Source organism: Mariniphaga anaerophila, assembly GCF_900129025.1.
GTDB lineage: Bacteria > Bacteroidota > Bacteroidia > Bacteroidales > Prolixibacteraceae > Mariniphaga > Mariniphaga anaerophila.
On record NZ_FQUM01000003.1, the window covers coordinates 174,385 to 193,069 of the forward strand.

General features: G+C 43.2%; 16 protein-coding genes. 5 read left to right on the top strand and 11 right to left on the bottom strand.

Features of this window, described 5'->3' with window-relative positions:
* Positions 1-122: 122 nt before the first annotated feature.
* A complete protein-coding gene (locus BUB08_RS06805) occupies positions 123-602 on the bottom strand; it encodes a hypothetical protein (RefSeq protein ID WP_073000165.1) in 480 nt (159 codons plus the stop codon).
* Positions 603-844: 242 nt separating this feature from the next.
* Here BUB08_RS06805 and BUB08_RS06810 point away from each other — a divergent pair, with 242 nt between their 5' ends.
* Positions 845-2,491, top strand: a complete 1,647-nt coding sequence (locus tag BUB08_RS06810; RefSeq protein WP_073000167.1) for a SulP family inorganic anion transporter — start codon at positions 845-847, stop codon at positions 2,489-2,491.
* Here BUB08_RS06810 and BUB08_RS06815 read toward each other — a convergent pair whose 3' ends face one another.
* A complete protein-coding gene (locus BUB08_RS06815; protein ID WP_073000168.1) occupies positions 2,492-3,892 on the bottom strand; it encodes a redoxin domain-containing protein in 1,401 nt (466 codons plus the stop codon). It abuts the gene before it with no gap.
* Positions 3,893-4,004: 112 nt separating this feature from the next.
* Here BUB08_RS06815 and BUB08_RS06820 point away from each other — a divergent pair, with 112 nt between their 5' ends.
* Complete coding sequence (locus tag BUB08_RS06820; RefSeq protein WP_083570630.1) at positions 4,005-4,919, top strand: glycosyltransferase family 2 protein; 915 nt, start codon at positions 4,005-4,007, stop codon at positions 4,917-4,919.
* A gap of 9 nt (positions 4,920-4,928) precedes the next feature.
* Here BUB08_RS06820 and BUB08_RS06825 read toward each other — a convergent pair whose 3' ends face one another.
* From BUB08_RS06825 to BUB08_RS06845, 5 genes are all read right to left on the bottom strand, one after another.
* On the bottom strand, positions 4,929-6,593 hold the full coding sequence (locus BUB08_RS06825; protein ID WP_073000170.1) for a nucleoside kinase: 1,665 nt from the start codon (positions 6,591-6,593) through the stop codon (positions 4,929-4,931).
* A gap of 133 nt (positions 6,594-6,726) precedes the next feature.
* On the bottom strand, positions 6,727-7,722 hold the full coding sequence (locus tag BUB08_RS06830) for an ABC transporter ATP-binding protein (RefSeq protein ID WP_083570631.1): 996 nt from the start codon (positions 7,720-7,722) through the stop codon (positions 6,727-6,729).
* A complete protein-coding gene (locus BUB08_RS06835) occupies positions 7,719-8,768 on the bottom strand; it encodes an iron ABC transporter permease (RefSeq protein ID WP_073000174.1) in 1,050 nt (349 codons plus the stop codon). Before BUB08_RS06835 ends, BUB08_RS06830 begins: the two co-directional genes overlap by 4 nt.
* Positions 8,765-9,886 (bottom strand): ABC transporter substrate-binding protein, encoded by a 1,122-nt coding sequence (locus BUB08_RS06840; RefSeq protein ID WP_073000175.1) that lies wholly within the window; start codon positions 9,884-9,886, stop codon positions 8,765-8,767. The genes BUB08_RS06835 and BUB08_RS06840 overlap by 4 nt, the downstream gene beginning before the upstream one ends.
* 11 nt (positions 9,887-9,897) lie before the next feature.
* Positions 9,898-12,078, bottom strand: a complete 2,181-nt coding sequence (locus BUB08_RS06845; RefSeq protein ID WP_083570632.1) for a T9SS type A sorting domain-containing protein — start codon at positions 12,076-12,078, stop codon at positions 9,898-9,900.
* Positions 12,079-12,238: 160 nt separating this feature from the next.
* On the opposite strand from BUB08_RS06845, the gene BUB08_RS06850 reads away from it, so the two are divergent.
* From BUB08_RS06850 to BUB08_RS06860, 3 genes are read left to right on the top strand one after another with little or no spacing between them, the layout of a single operon-like run.
* Positions 12,239-12,631 carry a heme-binding domain-containing protein gene (locus tag BUB08_RS06850; protein WP_083570633.1) on the top strand — a complete coding sequence of 131 codons (393 nt, stop codon included), beginning with the start codon at positions 12,239-12,241 and terminating at the stop codon, positions 12,629-12,631.
* Positions 12,632-12,638: 7 nt separating this feature from the next.
* Positions 12,639-13,112 carry a heme-binding domain-containing protein gene (locus BUB08_RS06855; protein ID WP_073000180.1) on the top strand — a complete coding sequence of 158 codons (474 nt, stop codon included), beginning with the start codon at positions 12,639-12,641 and terminating at the stop codon, positions 13,110-13,112.
* Positions 13,109-13,522 (top strand): threonyl-tRNA synthetase editing domain-containing protein, encoded by a 414-nt coding sequence (locus tag BUB08_RS06860; RefSeq protein ID WP_073000182.1) that lies wholly within the window; start codon positions 13,109-13,111, stop codon positions 13,520-13,522. Before BUB08_RS06855 ends, BUB08_RS06860 begins: the two co-directional genes overlap by 4 nt.
* Here the strand turns inward: BUB08_RS06860 and BUB08_RS06865 are convergent.
* The 4 genes from BUB08_RS06865 to BUB08_RS06880 all read right to left on the bottom strand — a co-directional run bounded on the left by BUB08_RS06865 (position 13,512) and on the right by BUB08_RS06880 (position 18,684).
* Entirely contained in the window at positions 13,512-14,243 is a 732-nt protein-coding gene (locus tag BUB08_RS06865; protein WP_073000183.1) for a nucleotidyltransferase family protein, read from the bottom strand. The two genes, BUB08_RS06860 and BUB08_RS06865, sit on opposite strands and share 11 nt — an antisense overlap.
* A gap of 6 nt (positions 14,244-14,249) precedes the next feature.
* On the bottom strand, positions 14,250-14,693 hold the full coding sequence (locus BUB08_RS06870) for a DUF4293 domain-containing protein (RefSeq protein ID WP_073000185.1): 444 nt from the start codon (positions 14,691-14,693) through the stop codon (positions 14,250-14,252).
* Positions 14,694-14,827: 134 nt separating this feature from the next.
* Complete coding sequence (locus BUB08_RS06875; protein WP_073000187.1) at positions 14,828-18,106, bottom strand: UvrD-helicase domain-containing protein; 3,279 nt, start codon at positions 18,104-18,106, stop codon at positions 14,828-14,830.
* A gap of 53 nt (positions 18,107-18,159) precedes the next feature.
* Positions 18,160-18,684 (bottom strand): hypothetical protein, encoded by a 525-nt coding sequence (locus tag BUB08_RS06880; protein WP_139249636.1) that lies wholly within the window; start codon positions 18,682-18,684, stop codon positions 18,160-18,162.
* Position 18,685 lies beyond the last annotated feature (1 nt).

Genomic DNA, 18,685 nt, shown 5'->3' on the forward strand with positions numbered 1-18,685 from the left:
AAATACTATTCGTATTGAAAAAGAAAATGAATGAAGTAAATTACCGGAAAAACATTCGAATGAAAATGCAACAAAGCTGTCATTTCACGCAAAGCAAAAAGCCGGAGACCAACACCAGCAGCCTACTTCAAATAAGGGATGGAAGAATGATGGAGGTTTATCTTTATTTCGTTGTTTTCGTTTTCGAAATAGCCAAAAGTATATTCTACTTTTATTTCATCTCCGTTTTTATCAGTAAAAAAGTAGTTTCCCATAGCTACGGCATGGTTTCCCTTTGTTATGATTCCGACATTTTGAAAACGCACTTTTACCCAGGGCCTGATGGCAAACCCCTGGTCTTCCTGATAATCTGAATTTCCTGCCACAAAGTACGACAGTGCTTTTTCAAATGTATCGCGAAACTGTTCTATTGAAGCGAGGGTGGGTTTAAAAAGCACCACCCCTTCGGCATACCCGTAATGCTTTTTTATAAATTCCTCTGCAAGTAACTTGTAATTCTGGTTATCAACAAATGCTTTTCCGATAGCAACAACTCCTTCTCCCCAGCTTTTCTGGGCCTCTCTGATCTTTTTCTTTGTCAGGTGTTTCTTCTTAATTTTCAATACTAAAGCTTTTTAGTTTTAAATATTGAAGTACCTTTTTAGCAGCACCCCTACAATTTGACAAATAAAAAACAACGAAAAACTTTAAATTGTTGACACATTGCCCAGAAAAAGGAAATATTTCACATAGATACAAAACTGCATTTGTTAAATCAATTGTTTGCAAAACAGCAAGATTTCGGGTAAACAGACCTTTTGAGTGAATTAGGGCTACCTTTGCGCCTCAATTTAACATTTATTAAGTGAATACATTTTTTAGACCCAAATTTTTTACCGTATTAAAAGAAGGATATACCTCAAAACGGTTCTCTTCGGACTTGCTGGCCGGAATTGTAGTAGGAATTGTAGCGTTACCACTGGCCATCGCATTTGCCGTGGCATCGGGTGTTTCTCCCGAAAAAGGATTAATCACCGCCGTTGTTGCCGGATTTATTATTTCGTTGCTTGGAGGAAGCCGGGTTCAGATTGGCGGCCCCACCGGCGCTTTTATTATCATTGTTTACGGTATTCTTGCGGAATATGGGTTTAACGGACTTCTGATTTCCACCATTCTGGCAGGTATTTTCCTGATTATTTTCGGATTGCTGAAGTTAGGTGCCCTGCTAAAATACTTTCCTCATCCATTAATTGTCGGTTTTACCAGTGGCATTGCTTTGGTAATTTTTTCCACACAAATACGTGATGCTCTGGGATTAAACATTGAAAATGTTCCGGCCGGTTTTATAGCGAAATGGACCGCCTATTTTAATCATCTGGGAACCACCAACTTTTATGCTGCAGGGTTAGCGCTCATGTCCATATTATTGGTTGTGTTCTCAAAAAAACTTACTAAAAGAGTGCCTGGCTCGTTGATTGCAATTGTTGTGGGGACTGTGTTGGTTCAGATTTTCAACATTCCTGTGCTTACCATCGAATCATTTTTCGGAGATATTCCGAGTACCATCCATATGAGCTGGCCACAATTTGACTTTTCCCAGATGGGAAGTTACATTCAGCCGGCGCTTACCATTGCGCTGCTTGGTGCTATCGAATCGTTGCTTTCGGCAGTTGTGGCCGATGGGATGATTGGAGGCCGGCACCGGTCAAACACCGAACTGATTGCCCAGGGCGTGGCCAATATTGTTACTCCGTTTTTTGGCGGGATTCCTGCCACCGGAGCTCTTGCACGTACCGCAACCAACGTGAAAAATGGCGGAAGAACCCCGGTTGCCGGGCTGGTGCATGCCGTTACATTATTATTGATTATGCTGTTTTTCGGGCGCTGGGTCAAGTTGATTCCGATGGCGAGCCTCGCCGGAATTCTTATGGTAGTTGCCTACAACATGAGCGAATGGCGTTCTTTCCGCTCCATTTTAAAAGGTTCGTTTTTTGACATCACAGTGCTGCTTACCACCTTCTTTTTAACTGTTCTGGTTGACTTAACCGTTGCCATCGAAATCGGAGTAGTGCTGTCAGCTCTGCTTTTCATGAAAAGAATGGCAGATATGGGAAACTCGATACCGGCTGTTGTGGATACCGACATTATTGAAGACTACTCGGAAATGCCTTTAGAAATTGGTATTTACGAAATTAGTGGCCCGCTGTTTTTTGCATCTGCCAAGCAGTATTGCGAAGTTCTGAAATCAATCGGACTGAAAAGTGAAATCATTATCATTCGAATGCGACACGTTCCGTTTATTGACTCAACCGGGTTGCAGAACCTGAAAGAGACATTGAGAATTCTGACAAATTCGGACATCAAAGTTATCTTATCAGGAGTAAACAAAAATGTAAACAGCTATTTGCAGAAAGCGGGAATTTACGCGGTAATCGACAGTAACTCCATTTTCGAAACATTTGAACAGGCAGCAAACGAAGCAAAAAATCAACTCAAAAAACGGGAGCATTAATCAGTTTGCTCCCAGCTTTGCTTCCATAAAAGCCTCCAAATATTCCACAGTAATTTTTTTGGCTACAATAGTTTTATTTTCGTCCAGCACGTAAATACCGGGAGTTATACGGCCGTCGTACAAAACTTTAAACCGCGAGGTGTGGTGTTGATCCCACACATTTGTCCAGTCGAACATGTTGTGTTCTGCCAAAAATTCGCCCCATTCGTCTTTATTATCGTCCGAATAAATGGCGAAAACCGCCAACCCTTTATTTTTATAAGGCTGAAAAACTTTGGAATATAATTCGGGAACGAACTCTCGGCAGTGCGAACAATTCGGTTCATAAATTAACACCAGCGTGTACTTTGCTTCGGTCTGATGCAGATTAACATATTCCCCGTCGAAACTCTCCAAAGTCAGGTCGGGAGCGGTTTTCCCGATGAGATTATTTTCGGCAAACAACACATTCTCGCGTATTTTTTCGAGAGATTCTTCAGACGCCCAGAATGCCTGTCCCGACAAATAGTATTCCCGGGCAATATCGACAAAAAGTGCATCCATTCCCATAATATTGCTGTTAATAGAGGCATTCAGAAAAAACGAAGTGGCAAACTGAAAAATCCGGGGCTGCGGTTTTACCTCCTCTATAAAAGAAGACACGTGGTTTCTCACCGAATCATAATTCTGATAAAGCACTTTGGTGAACCAAGTTTCCAACTTTTTCTTAAAAAACGGGGTGTACAAAAACCGCTCGTCAGTATAATCGAAATTGTCCCAAAAATGTTTTTGCTGATGATAAAACCGCGCAATTAACAAAAGCGAATCATTATGCTGCACCTCTTCCGGCAACATGGAAATATCCAGCGGAGGGACATAATTTGCCCTCACAAACTTTTCTAAAAACGACCCCGGAAGTACCAGTGCAATACTGTCCCAATAATTGTGAAGCTGCGTGGTAAGTCCGGCAATTTCCTCCTGAATTTTTTCACGCTCCTGCCCCGAAGCAGCTTTGCTCGCCTTACTAATTTCGGCGCCTTTTTGCTGAAGTTCACTCAAAAAATTGGTGTAATCAACAAATGCAGCAGTCTCCTCCGAGCCGGCAACCCGAACAGTTTTTGAATAAAACGATTCATTTTTTATAGTGAACTGCTGGTTTACTCCAAGCAGAAAATCGAAATGATGGTTTTCATCGAGGTAAATCTTATACAGTCCCTGAGGTAAAAGCGAATCCGCCTCAAACACGCCCTTTCCGGCGTCGCCCAGTCGGACCGTATCTTTCACATAAATATTTCCCAGGTAATAATTGGCCAGATAAACGTCTTTTCCGGCAGCACTGTTCAACTCAACATTCATCTGAAAATGCTGGGCAAACATTGAAACCGGAGCGAAAAACATCAGTAAAAAGAAGAATTTCTGCATTTGTTTCTAAAATCTAACATTTGATACCCGCAAAAATAAACCATTAATACAATAAATCCGATTGAAAACCTTTTATTCAGATAGTTTCTGTAAATTCAACCGTTTTGAAAAAATGAAAATGCTGTCGGTAAATATCCCTGTTTATAACATCGATGTGAGAGAATTGGTTGGGCAGATTACGAAACTGGCCGAAACAACTGCTGCTGATATAGAAATCAGAGTTTATGACGACGGCTCCGATGAACCGACCAAAACAAAAAACCGCCAAATAAAAACATTCCCCGGGGTTATTTACCGCGAGCTGGAACAAAATCTGGGACGGGCAGCCATTCGTAATAAAATGGGATTGGATTCGGAAAGCGATTACCTGCTTTTTATTGATGCGGACTCGAAACTGGTTTCAGAAAATTATTTAAATAAATACATCGAAAATGCTCACCCGGGAGTTGTACTTTGCGGCGGCACTGCCTATTCTGAAAAGACGCCGGCCGACGAAAAGCTGCTGCGTTGGGTTTACGGGCAAAAGCGGGAAGCCATTTCGGCTGTGGAACGAAACACTCGGAAAGGATTCATTATCACCTCCAACAATTTTCTCATCGACAGAGAAGTTTTCAAGAGCATTCATTTTCGTGAAAACCTTGGACCTTACGGACATGAAGACACGCTACTCGGCTACGACTTGTTCAACGCCGGAGTAAAACCCGGACACATCGACAATCCGGTGGAACACACCGGATTGGAAGACTCACAGACATTTTTGAACAAAACAAAAACAGCGTTGGAGAACCTTCTCTTTATTTCAGAAAACGTACTGGATAATTCGCCGGAATTCCGCGCCCGGATTAATTTCCTGAAGCAATACCACAAAATAACGAAATTGGTTCCGCTGTTTCTTATTCGATTTTTTTTCGACCTGGTTCATCCTTTTATCGAAAGAAACCTGCTCGGGAAACGCCCTTCGTTACTGATGTTCGATATGTACAAGCTGGGCTGCTTCTCAAAACTGAAAAGCGCCCTTCACAAATAAACCGGCATTTTAATAAAGAAAACTGCTTCCACCCAAAAACTCGCGTAACAACGATGTGGGCGGTATTTCCTCGTCATCAATCGGTTTAAAATACGACAGAAATTTCAACAGTCGCATCGCTTCCATGTATTCCGGCTCATTTTCCAAAACTGTTTTCAGCAACGGTTCGGCATATTTTTTCAGTACTCCCAGTTCGTAAAGCGTGGCCGAATTAAACATAACATCGGCATTTTCCTGGAACGGAAAAATATTCCTCTCCTCTCCCCTTCTTACCGACGGCCAGCGTTTTATGGTTTCCGAAGCCCGATAACTGCGGTATTTACTGTCGCGAATCATTCGCCGGATCAGCCGGTTATCGGAAGTGGAAATGTGGGTGTGCTCATCCATAGAAATTTGTGTGAGTGCCGAGATGAATATTTTAAACGTATTTTTTTCGTCTATCATGGGCAAAAGGCGTGGATTCATCCCGTGAATTCCTTCAATAATCAGAATCTCGCCCGGACGCAACCGTAACCGATCGCCATTCAGATATCGTTGTCCACGGTGAAAATCGAACTTAGGAAGCTGTACCTCTTTTCCTTTCATCAGGTCGAGCAGTTGTTGGTTGAAGTAGGGCACATCAATGGCTTCCAGCGCCTCAAAATCGTAATTTCCCTGTTCATCGCGCGGAGTGTGTTCACGGTTCACAAAATAATCGTCAAGCGAAATTTGGTACGGACGCAGGCCGTTTACCGCCAATTGAACTCCCAGCCGTTTGCTAAAAGTAGTTTTCCCTGAAGCCGATGGTCCGGCCACCAAAACAACCCGAACATCACCGTTCCGCTCGTGAATCTGGTTGGCAATTTCAGCAATTTTCTTTTCGTGCAGCGCTTCAGATATTTTTATAATGTAACCGCCTTTCTTTTGCAGGGTGTACTCGTTCAGGTTAGCCACTGTGTCAACATCCAGAATCTGCGCCCAGTTTTTGTGTTCCTGAAAAATTTCGAATAACTTCTTTTGCACGGGCGCATCCTGCAATACATCAAAATTTTCAGGCTTGGGAATTCGCAACAAAAGCCCGTCAAAAAACTTCACTAAATCGAAGTTTGTTATGTATCCGGTAGAAGGCAGCAGGTGCCCGTAGAAATAGTTTCCCAGGTCATTCAAAAAATAAAGGCTTGTAAACAAGTGCCCTTTTTGCTCGAATAACTGGGCTTTCTCGTCGAGTCCTTCTCTCACCAGGTGATCTACCGCATCCTGAGTAGGCACTCCCTTTTTCACAAAAGGAATATCCTGCTCAATCAGCCTTTTCATTTCTTTTTTTATCAGCTGAATATCAGGCTCGGTAATATCTCTTCCAAACCCGGCAAGTTCGCAAAAATAGCCATTCGAAATTCCTTTTCGAATACGCAGTGAAACGTGCGGAAAAACCTCTTTCACCGCCACATACAAAACAAAAACAAGGCTTCGCACATACATCCGGATTCCGTCGGGGTGCGCCACATCAAAAAACTCGATTTGCTTTGGTTTTACCAGACAAAAAGACAACTCCCGCACCTGGTGATTTACGATGGCTCCGCAAACTGTATTTTTTAGTTGAATGTCCAAATCTTTACTGATTTCGAGGAGCGAAGTCCCCAGCGGATAGGCATGTCTGGATTGTGTGTTATGGCAATAAATTTCTACTTCTTTCATCTCATTAAAATTGTTTGTAATCAAAGGTAAAATATGGAACTCGCATGTATTTAAATAATCATCCTGGATGCAAATATTTTACATGCTCATTTCACATTTCCGAAAATTCTTTCAGGCAAAATTAGCAATGTTTCTATTCCAAAAAAGCCAGCAATTGATAAATGCTTTGAAACTCTTTTTGTGTATCGTTTGCAACCAGCAGCCAGGTGTCTTCTTTAACAATCACATTAAAGTCGGGGTCGGCCTGCATCACAATCTGGTAGCCTTTGCGATTCAGTGCGCGCAGTGTCCAAATCAGGTGCAACCCATCTCCTTCCACTTTTACTTTTGCCCTGAACTTCTTTTTAAAGAAAAACTCCCCTTCCTTCTCGTCGAACCCCACCTGCTTATTTCGAAACATTTTGTTCAGCCAGCCATTCAACACTGCATCTTCGGGAGCGCCCTGGTAATTTCCGCCATCGGTAACCAGCCAAAGTTTATCGACTTCGCGCAGCGCAATGTTCAAATCGTGGGTTGACAGCACCACTGTTTTTTTCTTTTCCTCCGCCAAAACCTGTAATAAATGGAAAATTTCATATTTGTTGCTAACGTCGAGGTAAGCCGTTGGTTCGTCCAGAACAATAACCGGAGTATCCTGCGCCAGGGCACGTGCAATCATTGCCCGCTGGCGTTCGCCATCGCTTATTTGCATGGCAGGCCTATTTTCAAATCCCTGCAGCCCCACTTTTTCAATCGCCTCGTAAACAATCGATCTGTCCTCGGCAGACAACATCCCAATCCAGTTGGTGTAAGGGAACCTTCCGTATGCCACCAAATCGAATACAGACAAATTGGGAACCCGGATATTTTCGGTGGAAACGAAACTCATAATCCGGGCAATTTCTTTCGGATGCATTGTACGCAAACTCTTCCCGCCAATTTGAATATCGCCCGCAAACCAGGGCTGAAAAGCGGACAGCGTGCGCAACAGCGTGCTTTTCCCGATTCCGTTACTTCCAATCAGCGCAACCATTTCGCCGGGAGCTGCGGTTAAGTTAACGTCCGTCAAAACTTCCAGAGGCGCTTCGCCGGGTTGCCCGTATCCCACAGAAAGGTGCTTCAGCTCAATATTTATTTTTTCCTTTTTCAAACCGAAACAAATTTTCTGTTTTTAACAATCATCCAGATAATTACAGGAATTCCAATTAACGCGGTAACCGAATTGATGGGCAGGGTGGTTTGCATGCCCGGAAGTTGGGAAACAATATCGCTAAACAGCATTACAATACTTCCGGTTAATATTACTGCCGGCACCAAAATCAGATGGTTGGCGGTTTTAAAAAGCACCCTGCAAATATGAGGAACTGCAATTCCGATAAACCCGATGGGGCCGCAAAATGCAGTAATTGTTCCGGCCAAAAGACTGGTGCTCAAAAAAATGATCACCCTGCTCCACTTGATGGATACTCCCAGCGAGCGGGCATAATCTTCGCCCAGCAAAAAGGCATTCAGGTCCTTCATTTTAAAAAAAGCTAAAACAGTGCCGGCCACAATAGCAGGAGCCAGAACCATTAGTTGCGATTTGGTAACACTTCCCAGGCTGCCCATTGTCCAAATTACGAAAGCTTTTAGCATCGACTCGCTGCTGAAATACTGCAAAATACTAACCACAGCAGTTACCGCAGACGTAAAAAGGATTCCTAGAATCAGCAGAGTCATGATATCGTTAACCCTGGTTGAAACGTAAAGTACCAGCATCATAACCAGAAAAGACCCCACCCAGGCCACCAACGCAATTGACCAGGCGCCCGTGGCCGAAAACATACCGAAAGCCAGCGCCGAAGAGAAGCCAAGAACAAACAAAGCCACTCCCAAACTGGCACCAGCACTGATTCCAAGAACATACGGTCCGGCAAGCGGATTCCGGAAAACTGTTTGCATCTGAAGCCCGCTTAACGACAACGCCGCCCCTGTAAAAACAGCAGTCAACGCTTTAGGAAGCCGAAATTCCAGAACTATGGTACGAAAAGATTCGTTGGCTTCTGACGAGGGAAAAAATGAAAACAACACCTCTTTTACCGGAATAATGATTGACCCTAAAAGTAAGTCGGCAATAAAAAAAATTACGAATACCACTGCCAGAACAAAAAAGATCAAAGCAACCGGGCGTTTTCTATTTTTGGGGAATGCTGTCATTTCAGTTGTTCGTAATAAATCATTTCAGTATCCACCAGCCCGGGATGGAATATGGAAATCAGATCATGTAAAATCCAGTGGGGATGAACGGTGCCACTTTCCCAAAAATCGTTTCCGCCATGGCTGCCCAGCCGTTTAACATTGTTAAACAGTTTCCCGTCGTTAAACACGGAAAAATTTTCAAAACGCTGATCAATAGCCAGAACTTCGGCTTTTGACGTTACGTTGCCCATGTTTATCCAAATGTCGGCCTCGCCGCCCCATGTAAGTGCATGCTCAAATGAAATAACATAACTCTCGTGCGACGAGTTTTCTTTTCCCAGGTAATCGCCGCCGGCATCGGCAATTAAATTAGCCAGGTACGATTTCCCCCCGGGAATCCACCATGAATCTTTATATGGCGAGCCCACCAGCACTTTCGGGTTTTCGCTGGCTTCTCCGGCCACTTTTTTCAATGTATTGTATTCGTCTTCAACCTGTTCGAAAAACTGTTGAGCCTTTTCATCTTTCTGAAAAAAAGCACCAAAAAATTTCACCCACTCCGCTTTTCCCAGTGGCGTTTCTTCCAGGTACTCTGCCACGTACACAACCGAAACTCCCAGCTCTTCCAACTTTTGTGCGTAACTGGTTACATCGCCACCCACGCCGTAAACAAAAACCAAATCAGGTTTTTGGCTAACCATAAGTTCGTAATTCAGATTTTGCCCGTAGCCCACATCGGGAACCTCCTTGTTTTCAATCCGCGCCCTTATTTTTGAATTCGAAACATACTGTTTTCCGGACACTCCCACAACGGCCGCTGTTTCGTCCAAAACATCCAGAAAGCCGATGTGCGTAGTTGACAGGCAGATTACTCGCTCAACAGGAGTTTTAATAACTGTTTTTCCTGCCAGCGAATCAGGAACAACCGCATTTTTATCGACCAGAAAATACTCAACCGAAACATTCTCCGCTTTTTCCCACGGATTGTAAACAGTTAATTGGGTTATATTTTTTGTTTTTTCAATTTTGAATCCGTGTGCATAGCGGTTCGAACCAACCGGGTTATTTTTCCTGACCGGGCTTTTACACCCTGAAGACACAACCAACAGCATAAAAAAATACAAAGTCAAGCGCATACATTTACTTTTTACCAGGGCATGTAAATTACTTTTTTCGAGACCATCCCTTTTTCTGTTTTTACCCGCACAAAGTAAACACCGGGGATGTTACCTGACAAGTCTATTTCTACTTTTCTGTCGTCAACATCCGCCAATTTAGCTTCCACAACCTGACCTATCAGATTAAATACGTTTACGTTTTGCGGAGCTATTGCCTGCCCGGTTTCAACAATAAAAACCGAACGGGCAGGATTTGGATAAATCAACATTCCCTTTGGATTTTGCACCAGCGGGGTGTCGTTCACCAACGGAGAAACATTGCAGACAACCAGTTCAAACACATTCGTCATCGACTTGCTTTCGGTATTCTCGGTTTTAAAATTGTACCAGGAGTTATCTTTATTGAAAAAGAAAAAATTCTCTTTATCGGGCTCTCTTAATGATTGATAAACCACAAAAGTATCGCGAGGTTGCAGGTTACTGATTTCAAAGCCGACAAAAAATGTATCGGACGGTTCAACCGGTTCTGTGAACCCCACAAAGTTCATCGCATCTGCAACGAGGTCTTTCACTGCAACCGTTTCAGAATGAATAAGTGTTTCAGGTAAATCGCGCCCGTTGTATACATTAACCGTTATTTCTCTTGCGGAAGAACCCGACGTTAATTTAATTATTCCCACGCCCAACGAAACGCCCAGCACATTAGTTTCTCCGGGAAGGAAAAACTTTTCGCTGAACTCAGTAATTCCGGCGCTGTTTGTCCCGCCCCAATAACCGGCAAACGAATTGTTCGTTTTCAACACCACGTTCTGATGATTGTCGTATTCTTCCAGGTTGGTGTAAGCCAAACAAAGCTCCTCATTTTCGTAAAACCGTTTTCCTTCCACGCCCTCTGGATTTTGGTTGTCAGGATCGAGCCAGTATCTCAGTTGTTGGGACGAATCGGGTTTGTATTCCCACGCCAAGTCAAACCGGGCGTAGTAATCATTTACCGGGTTTGAACAGGTTGCCTGCCCGCCGGTTAATGTGCCAATCACATTTTTTTCTTTATTGAACAGCGGCCCGCCGGAAGAACCACCTTCGGTTACGCCACCGTCCCAGCGTCTGATTTTCAAAAAACCATTTGGAGTGTATTCTGACTCGAAGCTTGAACGAACAGGCGATTCATAGTCGTACGAAATCTTTTTTATATCGCCTTGCGGATGATGAATACTTGTGGTGGAATCGCGCAAAAGTCCGCGCCTGTCCCACCCCGAAAAGTAAGGCCTGTATTCGGGAGGAGGAACCAAACTAAGCTCCACCAGCGAAAAGTCGAGGCTGTCTGAAAAAGCCCGCATTTCCGAACCGGACACCGAGTTGGAAGGATCTCCATCGAGCGGCGCACAATACGGACTTTCATAATTAAAGGTGTAGATTGAAGTTTCGGCATATTTCAGCAAATCGTAACAATGCGCGGCAGAAACCACGTAAGGGCGCTGGTCTTCCCGTGGATTGTTTAACAGCGTGCCGGTGCAAAGCTCCTTGCCGTTGACAATAATCCGGCAAACAGCATCTTTAATGTCGGTCCATTTTTCGCCTTCAGCACAATTAATATCAATGTTACATGCTCCTGCCGTGATTCCCCTTGGACGACGATCGCTGTATTTCAGTATTCCGGTAAAATCGTGATTTACCTGCGAAATAACAAAATCGTTTTTAGCGTTTTGCCCGGCCGGAACTTCGTACTGAACAACCAATTCGTCGCCTGCCAGCGGAGACACGGCAAATTTTCCGGTTGATTTATTATTGTATGAAGTGTAGGCGCCGAGATACCGGTTTTCCTTTTCGTTAAACAAGAACAGTTTTGCGCCTGAACGAAGATGAAACTTTTCGAAAATAAGGTTTAGCGAGTAGGCGCCGGACGACACAATCCGCATTTGCCAAACATCGAAACCATTAATATTGTATGTCCAGACTCCGTCCGTTTCCGGAGAAATATTCACGTCGAAACCATGAGCAAACTGCAAAGGCTTCAATTTTAAACCGTTTTCCCCGGCTAGCGTTTTTTCCTGCTGAAGCGAGTGGTTATCTACCGGCGGCATTTTCGCCACCGGAATACCGCGGCTTTTTAAAACGGCCACTTTCATCGGTTGCCCTCCCTGCGAAACCTGTGCAGACATCCGGCCGGACAAAACAAACAGTAAGAATATTACACTAACGACCCAACGCATTCTCTCTAGTTTTTGCCAAAGTTAATATTTATACGCAAACTGTTATACGTAACTTAAAACCGGTTCTTTAGTTGCAATCTTTTTCAACTTTCCATGGCATTTTTTGTTTCTTTGAATACCGATACAACTAAAACAAAAAATTCACATTAATCTGAGAACAATGAAAAAACTCACATTCCCGACTTTTATTTTTCTTGTGGTTGTTTTTAGCTCATTCATTCTAAATACATCGCACAAAAATGCCCCTGCAAAAAGCGAAGAAATTTTTCCAGAGCATGTAAAAGAAGTTATTGACCAATCGTGCTTCCAGTGCCACAATATCAATTCTAAAAACGACAAAGGAAAAGAGGCGCTGGATTTTAGTTCGTTTAATCAACTGAGTAAAGTAAAAAAGATAACCACGCTGAAAGAAATTTCAGAAGTTATTGAAAAGGGAGAAATGCCACCCAAAAAATTTCTGGAAAAATTCCCCGACAAAAAACTCACAAAAGAGCAGTCTGAGAAGTTGTCGGCCTGGGCAAAAAATGAAATGCAAACTCTTTTAGGCAATTGACATTTCGATGAAAAAATACGCACGAATTATTTTCCCTGCAGTTGCAGTAGTTATTGTGATCCTGCAATTTTTTCAACCCTCAAAAAACAGGGGAATGATTTCAAAAAGTCACATTTTTGAAAAAGAACAAATTCAGGAAGAGGTAAAAAGCATATTAGAAAATGCCTGCCTCGACTGCCACTCCAACCAGACCAACTATTTGTGGTACCACAATATTTCGCCGGTTTCGTGGATGGTAAAAAATCACATTAGCGAGGGAAAATCGGAACTGAACCTTTCGGAATGGGGAAAATGGAAGCCGCTGGATCAACTGAGCGCGCTAGACAAAATGACCGAAGAGATAAAAAACGGTGAAATGCCGCTAAAATCTTATACCTTTATGCACACTAAAGCAAAATTAACAGCAGAACAAAAAGAACAGTTTTACAGCTGGGCAGAACAACTCAGCGAGCAACTGCTTGTAAAAATGACAAATGAATGAAGGTTCTTGTAATGTATGTAGATGAGTTTAGTTACACTCCGGCGCAAAAAAATCTGGAGAGTGCCGAAGATGTAACCGAGACTGGCACCTTTACCGATTCGATACTGGCGTTTATTCAGGTGGAGGAAAGCGACGAGGAACATGATATAAAAAGCAGGGAGAAAAAGCTGGTGAACCACCTGAAGTGGACCGCGCGAAAAAACAACTGCCAAAAAATCATCCTCCACTCATTTGCCCACCTTTCCGAGTCAAAAGCATCGGTTGATTTTACAAAAGAAATTTTTGATTTGGCAGAAACACGCCTGCAAAACGGCGGATACATTACGGCACAAACGCCGTTCGGCTATTTTCTCGATTTGAATTTGAAGGCCCCGGGACATTCGCTGGCCAGAATCTGGGCTACGCTTTAGCAGAACCAAACAACTCTCTGGCCGTTGCCAATTCTTCAGGTTTACCCACATCCATCCACAAATCCGACTGATCGAAATATCCTTTAATAAGGTTTTCTTTTGCCAAATCGAGATAAAAGTCGGTTATGGAAAACCGGTCTTCGGCAGGCATCATTTTAAAAATTTCGGGACTAACAATATGAATTCCGCTGAAAGCCATTTCTGTTGCATCCTCAAAGTCATCGGGCAACACAATCTTTTTTTCGCCTAACTTTTTATTCAGCCAGCCCACCAGTCGCTGCTCGCGGTTAAATTTAAAATAGCGCTGCGTTTGCCGGTTGCGCACCACCAAAGTAGCAAGCGCCCCCGAGTGCAGGTGCTGTTCCAGGGGAAGTTGCAAATCGAGATTGCTTAACACATCTACGTTGTAAATTAAAACCGGTTCGGTTCCATCCAGCAACGAAGCAGCCTTTTTGAGCCCCCCTCCGGTATTGAGCAATTTTTCAGATTCATCAGAAATGCACACAGGAATACCAAAATCGTGGCTTTTCAGAAATTGAATAACCAATTCCGAAAAATGATGCACATTAACAACAACCTCGCTAAAGCCTTCGTTTTTGAGTTTTTCGATGGCAAGTTGCAGCAGCGATTTTTGCCCCACTTTTACCAAAGCTTTTGGCTTGTTTTGGGTTTCTTCCCTCAAACGGGTTCCCAGCCCTGCAGCAAAAACCATTGCTTTCATGGCCGTTTACCTGATGCGGTTCAAACTTCGAATTAACGCTTCGTCTTTTCCGATGGAACGAATGGCGAGATAATCCAGAATAACTGCAATCACCGGGAAAACCATCGGAACTTTAAAAACCACCTCAGCTCCTTCAAAAGCCGCGTACAAAAAGTAAAACATCACGCCAACCAGTCCGAGCAAAAGAATAATGGTAAAACTGAGGATTCTGATTTGGACAATACGTTTTTTGAACAAAAATATCACGACCAGATGCAGCAATGTGATTAACCCGATGAATCCCAAAATTGGCAATCCGTTAAACAAAACCTGCTCGCCGCTGATAATTCCTTTGGCATTAAAAACAAACAGTTCGCCGTTCACTGCCAGTTCGGCAAAATCGAGTTTCAACAACAATGCAGTTAAAACCGCAGCCAGAAAAACATATATGGTTTGAATTCTTTGAATCATAATTTTCTAAATTTTTGGGGCAAAAATAGGAATATTTTTGTAGCCGGAATCAAATGTCCGGAAGGATTCGCATTTACACCCTTCAGCCCAAGTGCGCGTTTCGCTGTTACACATAAAAAAGAACAGACAAAAAATCAGATTACTTTTTCCACTTCATCCTGATTAATGTACCACAGGAATCCTTCCACTTTTTCGAATCCGCATTTTTTCAAATTCTCGGCATAACTTTTTACCTGACTGTGGTATTTTTTCTGATTTTTTTCGCCCCATTTGTAATCCACAACAACAGCCTGCTTTCCCGAAACCAAAATCCTGTCCGGGCGCAAAAGTTTGCCGCTGGTTAATAAGTTGCGTTCGTTCAGCACATCAAAACCGCTGCTAAACCATTTTTTTATTAACGGATTTTCCATGCTGTCTCTCAATTTCTCCAGAATAAACTCACGCTCCTCTTCATTAATTTTTCCTTCTTTGAACGCTTTGGTGCAGGCCGGCTCAAAATCGTCCTCGGTAATTACTTCAGCAAGTATTTCGTGCACCAGCTTTCCGGTATTTTTCACCGAACGGGAATGCTCTTCCACAGCCAAAAAATCTTCGCTGGTAATTCGCAGGCTGATTCGCTCCGCAAAATCGTCGAACCGGTAATTCTTAATCCAGCCCGACTGGCTGGCAACTTCTTTTGCTTCGAAAAACGGAATTTCGCCAAACCGGAAAACATTTTTCCCTTCGTTCCAGCAGCCGGCAAACTCGTCGTCGGCAGCCATCTGGTTCAGCGCATATTCGAGCAACGCATTCACCGATTTTCCGGGGCCGCTGTTTTTCCCGGGACTCGCCTTTTCGGGCTTCTGCTTACAATTGATAAACAAAGCTGCTTTGGCCCGGGTAAAAGCCACATAAACCAGGTTAAAAGTATCGATGAAACTGCTTACCTTTTCTTCGAAAAAATCATCTCTGAAAATAGTTTTGGAAAGCTTCGATCCCGCTTTTACCGGCAATAACGGAAAACGGTTGAAGGGTTCTGCCCCGGGGCGACACCACAGCGTTGGAGCCAACGTTCCTGTCCACGAAACATCCCAGTTGAAAAACGGCAGCAGCACCGCTTCGTACTCCAATCCTTTTGCTTTGTGGACTGTAAGCAACCGCACCGAATCAATTTTCTCGTTTACGTTTACAGATGTGTCGTATCCTTTCTCATTCCACCAAAGTAAAAAGTTGGAAAGGTCGTTTGAAAGCGAAATTTTCAGGTTGGCGGCCTGGTCGATTAGCGTTTGCAAAAACGGAAGTTCCGATTCCATTTTAAACAAACCGAAAAGCACACAAACTTCAGTAACGGTTTCGTCCAACGAAGAAAGCAACACTTTTTCCCTGAGTTGCTTCATCTTACCGCCCAGTTCTGTTTCGAAAACCGGTTCAAAGTTTTCGTCAATTGACCAGTCGGAATCAGATTCCTCTCCGGTGTTTGAAAAATCCAAAGTCAACTGGGGCTTATCAGAAAAAGCATGTCCCATTTTTTTGAGCGCAGGTTTCAACCACGAAAGCCAGAGGTGTAACAACGCCACTTTTTGAATTTTGGCGTTGGCATCGATCAACAACTCAACAACAAGCATAACCATGGTTACCCCCCGCGAGGCAAAAAGAAAAAGCGACTCATTGGAAAGAACCGACAAGTTGTACCCGGCGTTTTCTTCTCTTTTTGATGCCTCCAGAAAAGTCTCTATTATTTTAGCTCCTTCTTTATTTTTACGAATCAAAATAGCTGTTTCCGAAGCTTTCACTCCCCTGTCCTGAAGTTGTTTTACCTGTTCCACCAGCAATTCAAGCGATGCCTCTTCAAAATCTTCCTCGGGCAAAAAATTCACCTCGGCCAGCCCTTTTTTCTCCGCACCTGGATTTCCGGGCTCCTGCTTAAAATAGCGGTAAATGCCACTGAATTTATCGCGAAAACTCGCATCTTCAATTTCATCAAACAAAAAATCTTCGAAAGTTTGTTTTAAAGCGCCAATAACGGCGTTGTTAAAATGAATGACATTAATTTGACTACGCCAGTTTTTATCCAGCGGGATTTCGCGGAGCGGATAATGCGGAAAATCCGAGCTAATTTGTGAAGCAAGAATATTCCAATCGGAATTACGCCAGCGATAAATCGATTGTTTTACATCGCCAACAAGCAATGCAGAATGACCTTCTGACAATGCGTTTGACACCAACGGTTTAAAATTATTCCATTGCAGCGAAGAGGTATCCTGAAACTCATCGAGCATAAAATAATTGAAGCGCGACCCCACTTTTTCGTAAATAAACGGGGAGTCGCTTTCGCCAATAATTTTACTCAGCAACAGGTTTGAATCAGAAAGCTGCAAAATGCCTTTCTCCTTAAGCAGCAGTTTCACTTCTTCTTTCAGGTCGGTTAGAATCCCCAGCATTCTTAGCTGTTTACGCACTTCAACGGCAGACTGGTACCGGATTTCATTATCCGAGAAAAACTGCAGAATATTTCCCAACTGAGGTAACAGTTTAGTTTCTACAAGCTGCAACAATGCATTTTTATGTTCGTGTGTTTTGGGGAACCACTTCTCTGCCGACTCTGCCGCTGCCAGCGCCCTGATTCCCGGCTCTTTAAAATCGCCGCCGGACAGCTTTTTTAAATAACCGGCCACGCCATTCATTTTGTGGGAAAAGTCATCAACAGAAAATCCTGATTTCTCAATAGAATTAATACAATCGGAAGCCATCTGCTTTACGGAGTTCTCGTACCAAACCACTATCTTTTCCAACTCATTTCTAAACGCGTCAAGATTTTCGCGGGTGTACGGATTTTCATCGTTTTCATTTTCAGGGAAAAACACCTGAAACTTTTCTTTGAACAACTCCTTCCCCAACGACTTTATATCTTCTTCGATCCGCTGACTTTTATTTTCCCTTATTTTTTCTTCGCTGAACTTCACGAGCCATTTGCGCAACTTCTTATCCTGATCTACCTTTGCCATTAGCTGATCAACAGCTTCTTCCAAAATCATTTCGTTATCGAGCTCGAGCACAAAATTCGGGGAAATACCCATTTCGCGGTTAAACGCTTTAATTACGCGCTGGGTAAACGAATCGATGGTGTTAACAGCAAACCGGTTGTAATCGTGCAAAATGTTTTTCAATACCAGCCGGGCTCTTTTTCTGGTAATTTCTTCAGAAAGCGAAGTTACGCCTTGGAGCAATTCCAGGTATGGCGAATTCTTATTTGCAGCAAGTTGATACAACTGCTCAAGAATTCTGTTCTTCATTTCCTGGGTGGCTTTATTGGTAAAAGTTACTGCCAGAATATTTCTGTAACTCACTGGATTTTTTAGCAGTAACATGAGATATTCTGCCACCAATTGAAAAGTTTTTCCGGAACCGGCCGAAGCTTTGTAAACTGTTAACATGAAATATTTTTGAGATTTGAGTTCTTAATTTTGCCTCTGCTTAGCAACTTCGGTTAAAAACCCGGTCCCTGAGTAACATTTACCCGGGTTTCTATTTTGAAGTTTTTCGAGACTTTGTATTGTAAAAATAAAGTGGAACCGCGCACGTCGAAATTGTTCATGCCCTGATTGGGGAAAGGAGCAGTAAATACCGAATTTGCGCCAAAACTGTACCCGCCAAAAGTAAAACGATTATTCAACTGGTAAGCGGATCCGCTAAACACTGTTTCGTTTCTCAAAAAGGGAGAAAGCCGCAGGCTCCCGGTTGAAAAATCGAATGATCTGAAATTTAAAGAATTTTCCAGAAAGTTCAGATTTTGCCGGCCATACATTGCACTCCGAAAATCGAAATCAGGCAACTGCAAAGGCGCTGTCATTTCATCAAAAGGAGTAACACCGGAGAGCATCTGGTAATACATCAACTGCCGTTCTGCTGCCAACGACGCAGAATCCTTTTCCGGAAGTAACGGCATTAACGGCTCCTGCCCAAATGCATGAAAGCCCAAAAAAATCAAAACCAATAGATATAATTTCTTCACA

What these genes read in the sequence shown, in the direction of transcription:
- BUB08_RS06865 (WP_073000183.1), bottom strand. Translation starts at nt 14,243, where the DNA reads ATGAAAGCAATGGTTTTTGCTGCAGGGCTGGGAACCCGTTTGAGGGAA.
- BUB08_RS06835 (WP_073000174.1), bottom strand. Translation starts at nt 8,768, where the DNA reads ATGACAGCATTCCCCAAAAATAGAAAACGCCCGGTTGCTTTGATCTTT.
- BUB08_RS06815 (WP_073000168.1), bottom strand. Translation starts at nt 3,892, where the DNA reads ATGCAGAAATTCTTCTTTTTACTGATGTTTTTCGCTCCGGTTTCAATG.
- BUB08_RS06870 (WP_073000185.1), bottom strand. Translation starts at nt 14,693, where the DNA reads ATGATTCAAAGAATTCAAACCATATATGTTTTTCTGGCTGCGGTTTTA.
- BUB08_RS06875 (WP_073000187.1), bottom strand. Translation starts at nt 18,106, where the DNA reads ATGTTAACAGTTTACAAAGCTTCGGCCGGTTCCGGAAAAACTTTTCAA.
- BUB08_RS06855 (WP_073000180.1), top strand. Translation starts at nt 12,639, where the DNA reads ATGAAAAAATACGCACGAATTATTTTCCCTGCAGTTGCAGTAGTTATT.
- BUB08_RS06825 (WP_073000170.1), bottom strand. Translation starts at nt 6,593, where the DNA reads ATGAAAGAAGTAGAAATTTATTGCCATAACACACAATCCAGACATGCC.
- BUB08_RS06840 (WP_073000175.1), bottom strand. Translation starts at nt 9,886, where the DNA reads ATGCGCTTGACTTTGTATTTTTTTATGCTGTTGGTTGTGTCTTCAGGG.
- BUB08_RS06820 (WP_083570630.1), top strand. Translation starts at nt 4,005, where the DNA reads ATGAAAATGCTGTCGGTAAATATCCCTGTTTATAACATCGATGTGAGA.
- BUB08_RS06845 (WP_083570632.1), bottom strand. Translation starts at nt 12,078, where the DNA reads ATGCGTTGGGTCGTTAGTGTAATATTCTTACTGTTTGTTTTGTCCGGC.
- BUB08_RS06850 (WP_083570633.1), top strand. Translation starts at nt 12,239, where the DNA reads ATGAAAAAACTCACATTCCCGACTTTTATTTTTCTTGTGGTTGTTTTT.
- BUB08_RS06860 (WP_073000182.1), top strand. Translation starts at nt 13,109, where the DNA reads ATGAAGGTTCTTGTAATGTATGTAGATGAGTTTAGTTACACTCCGGCG.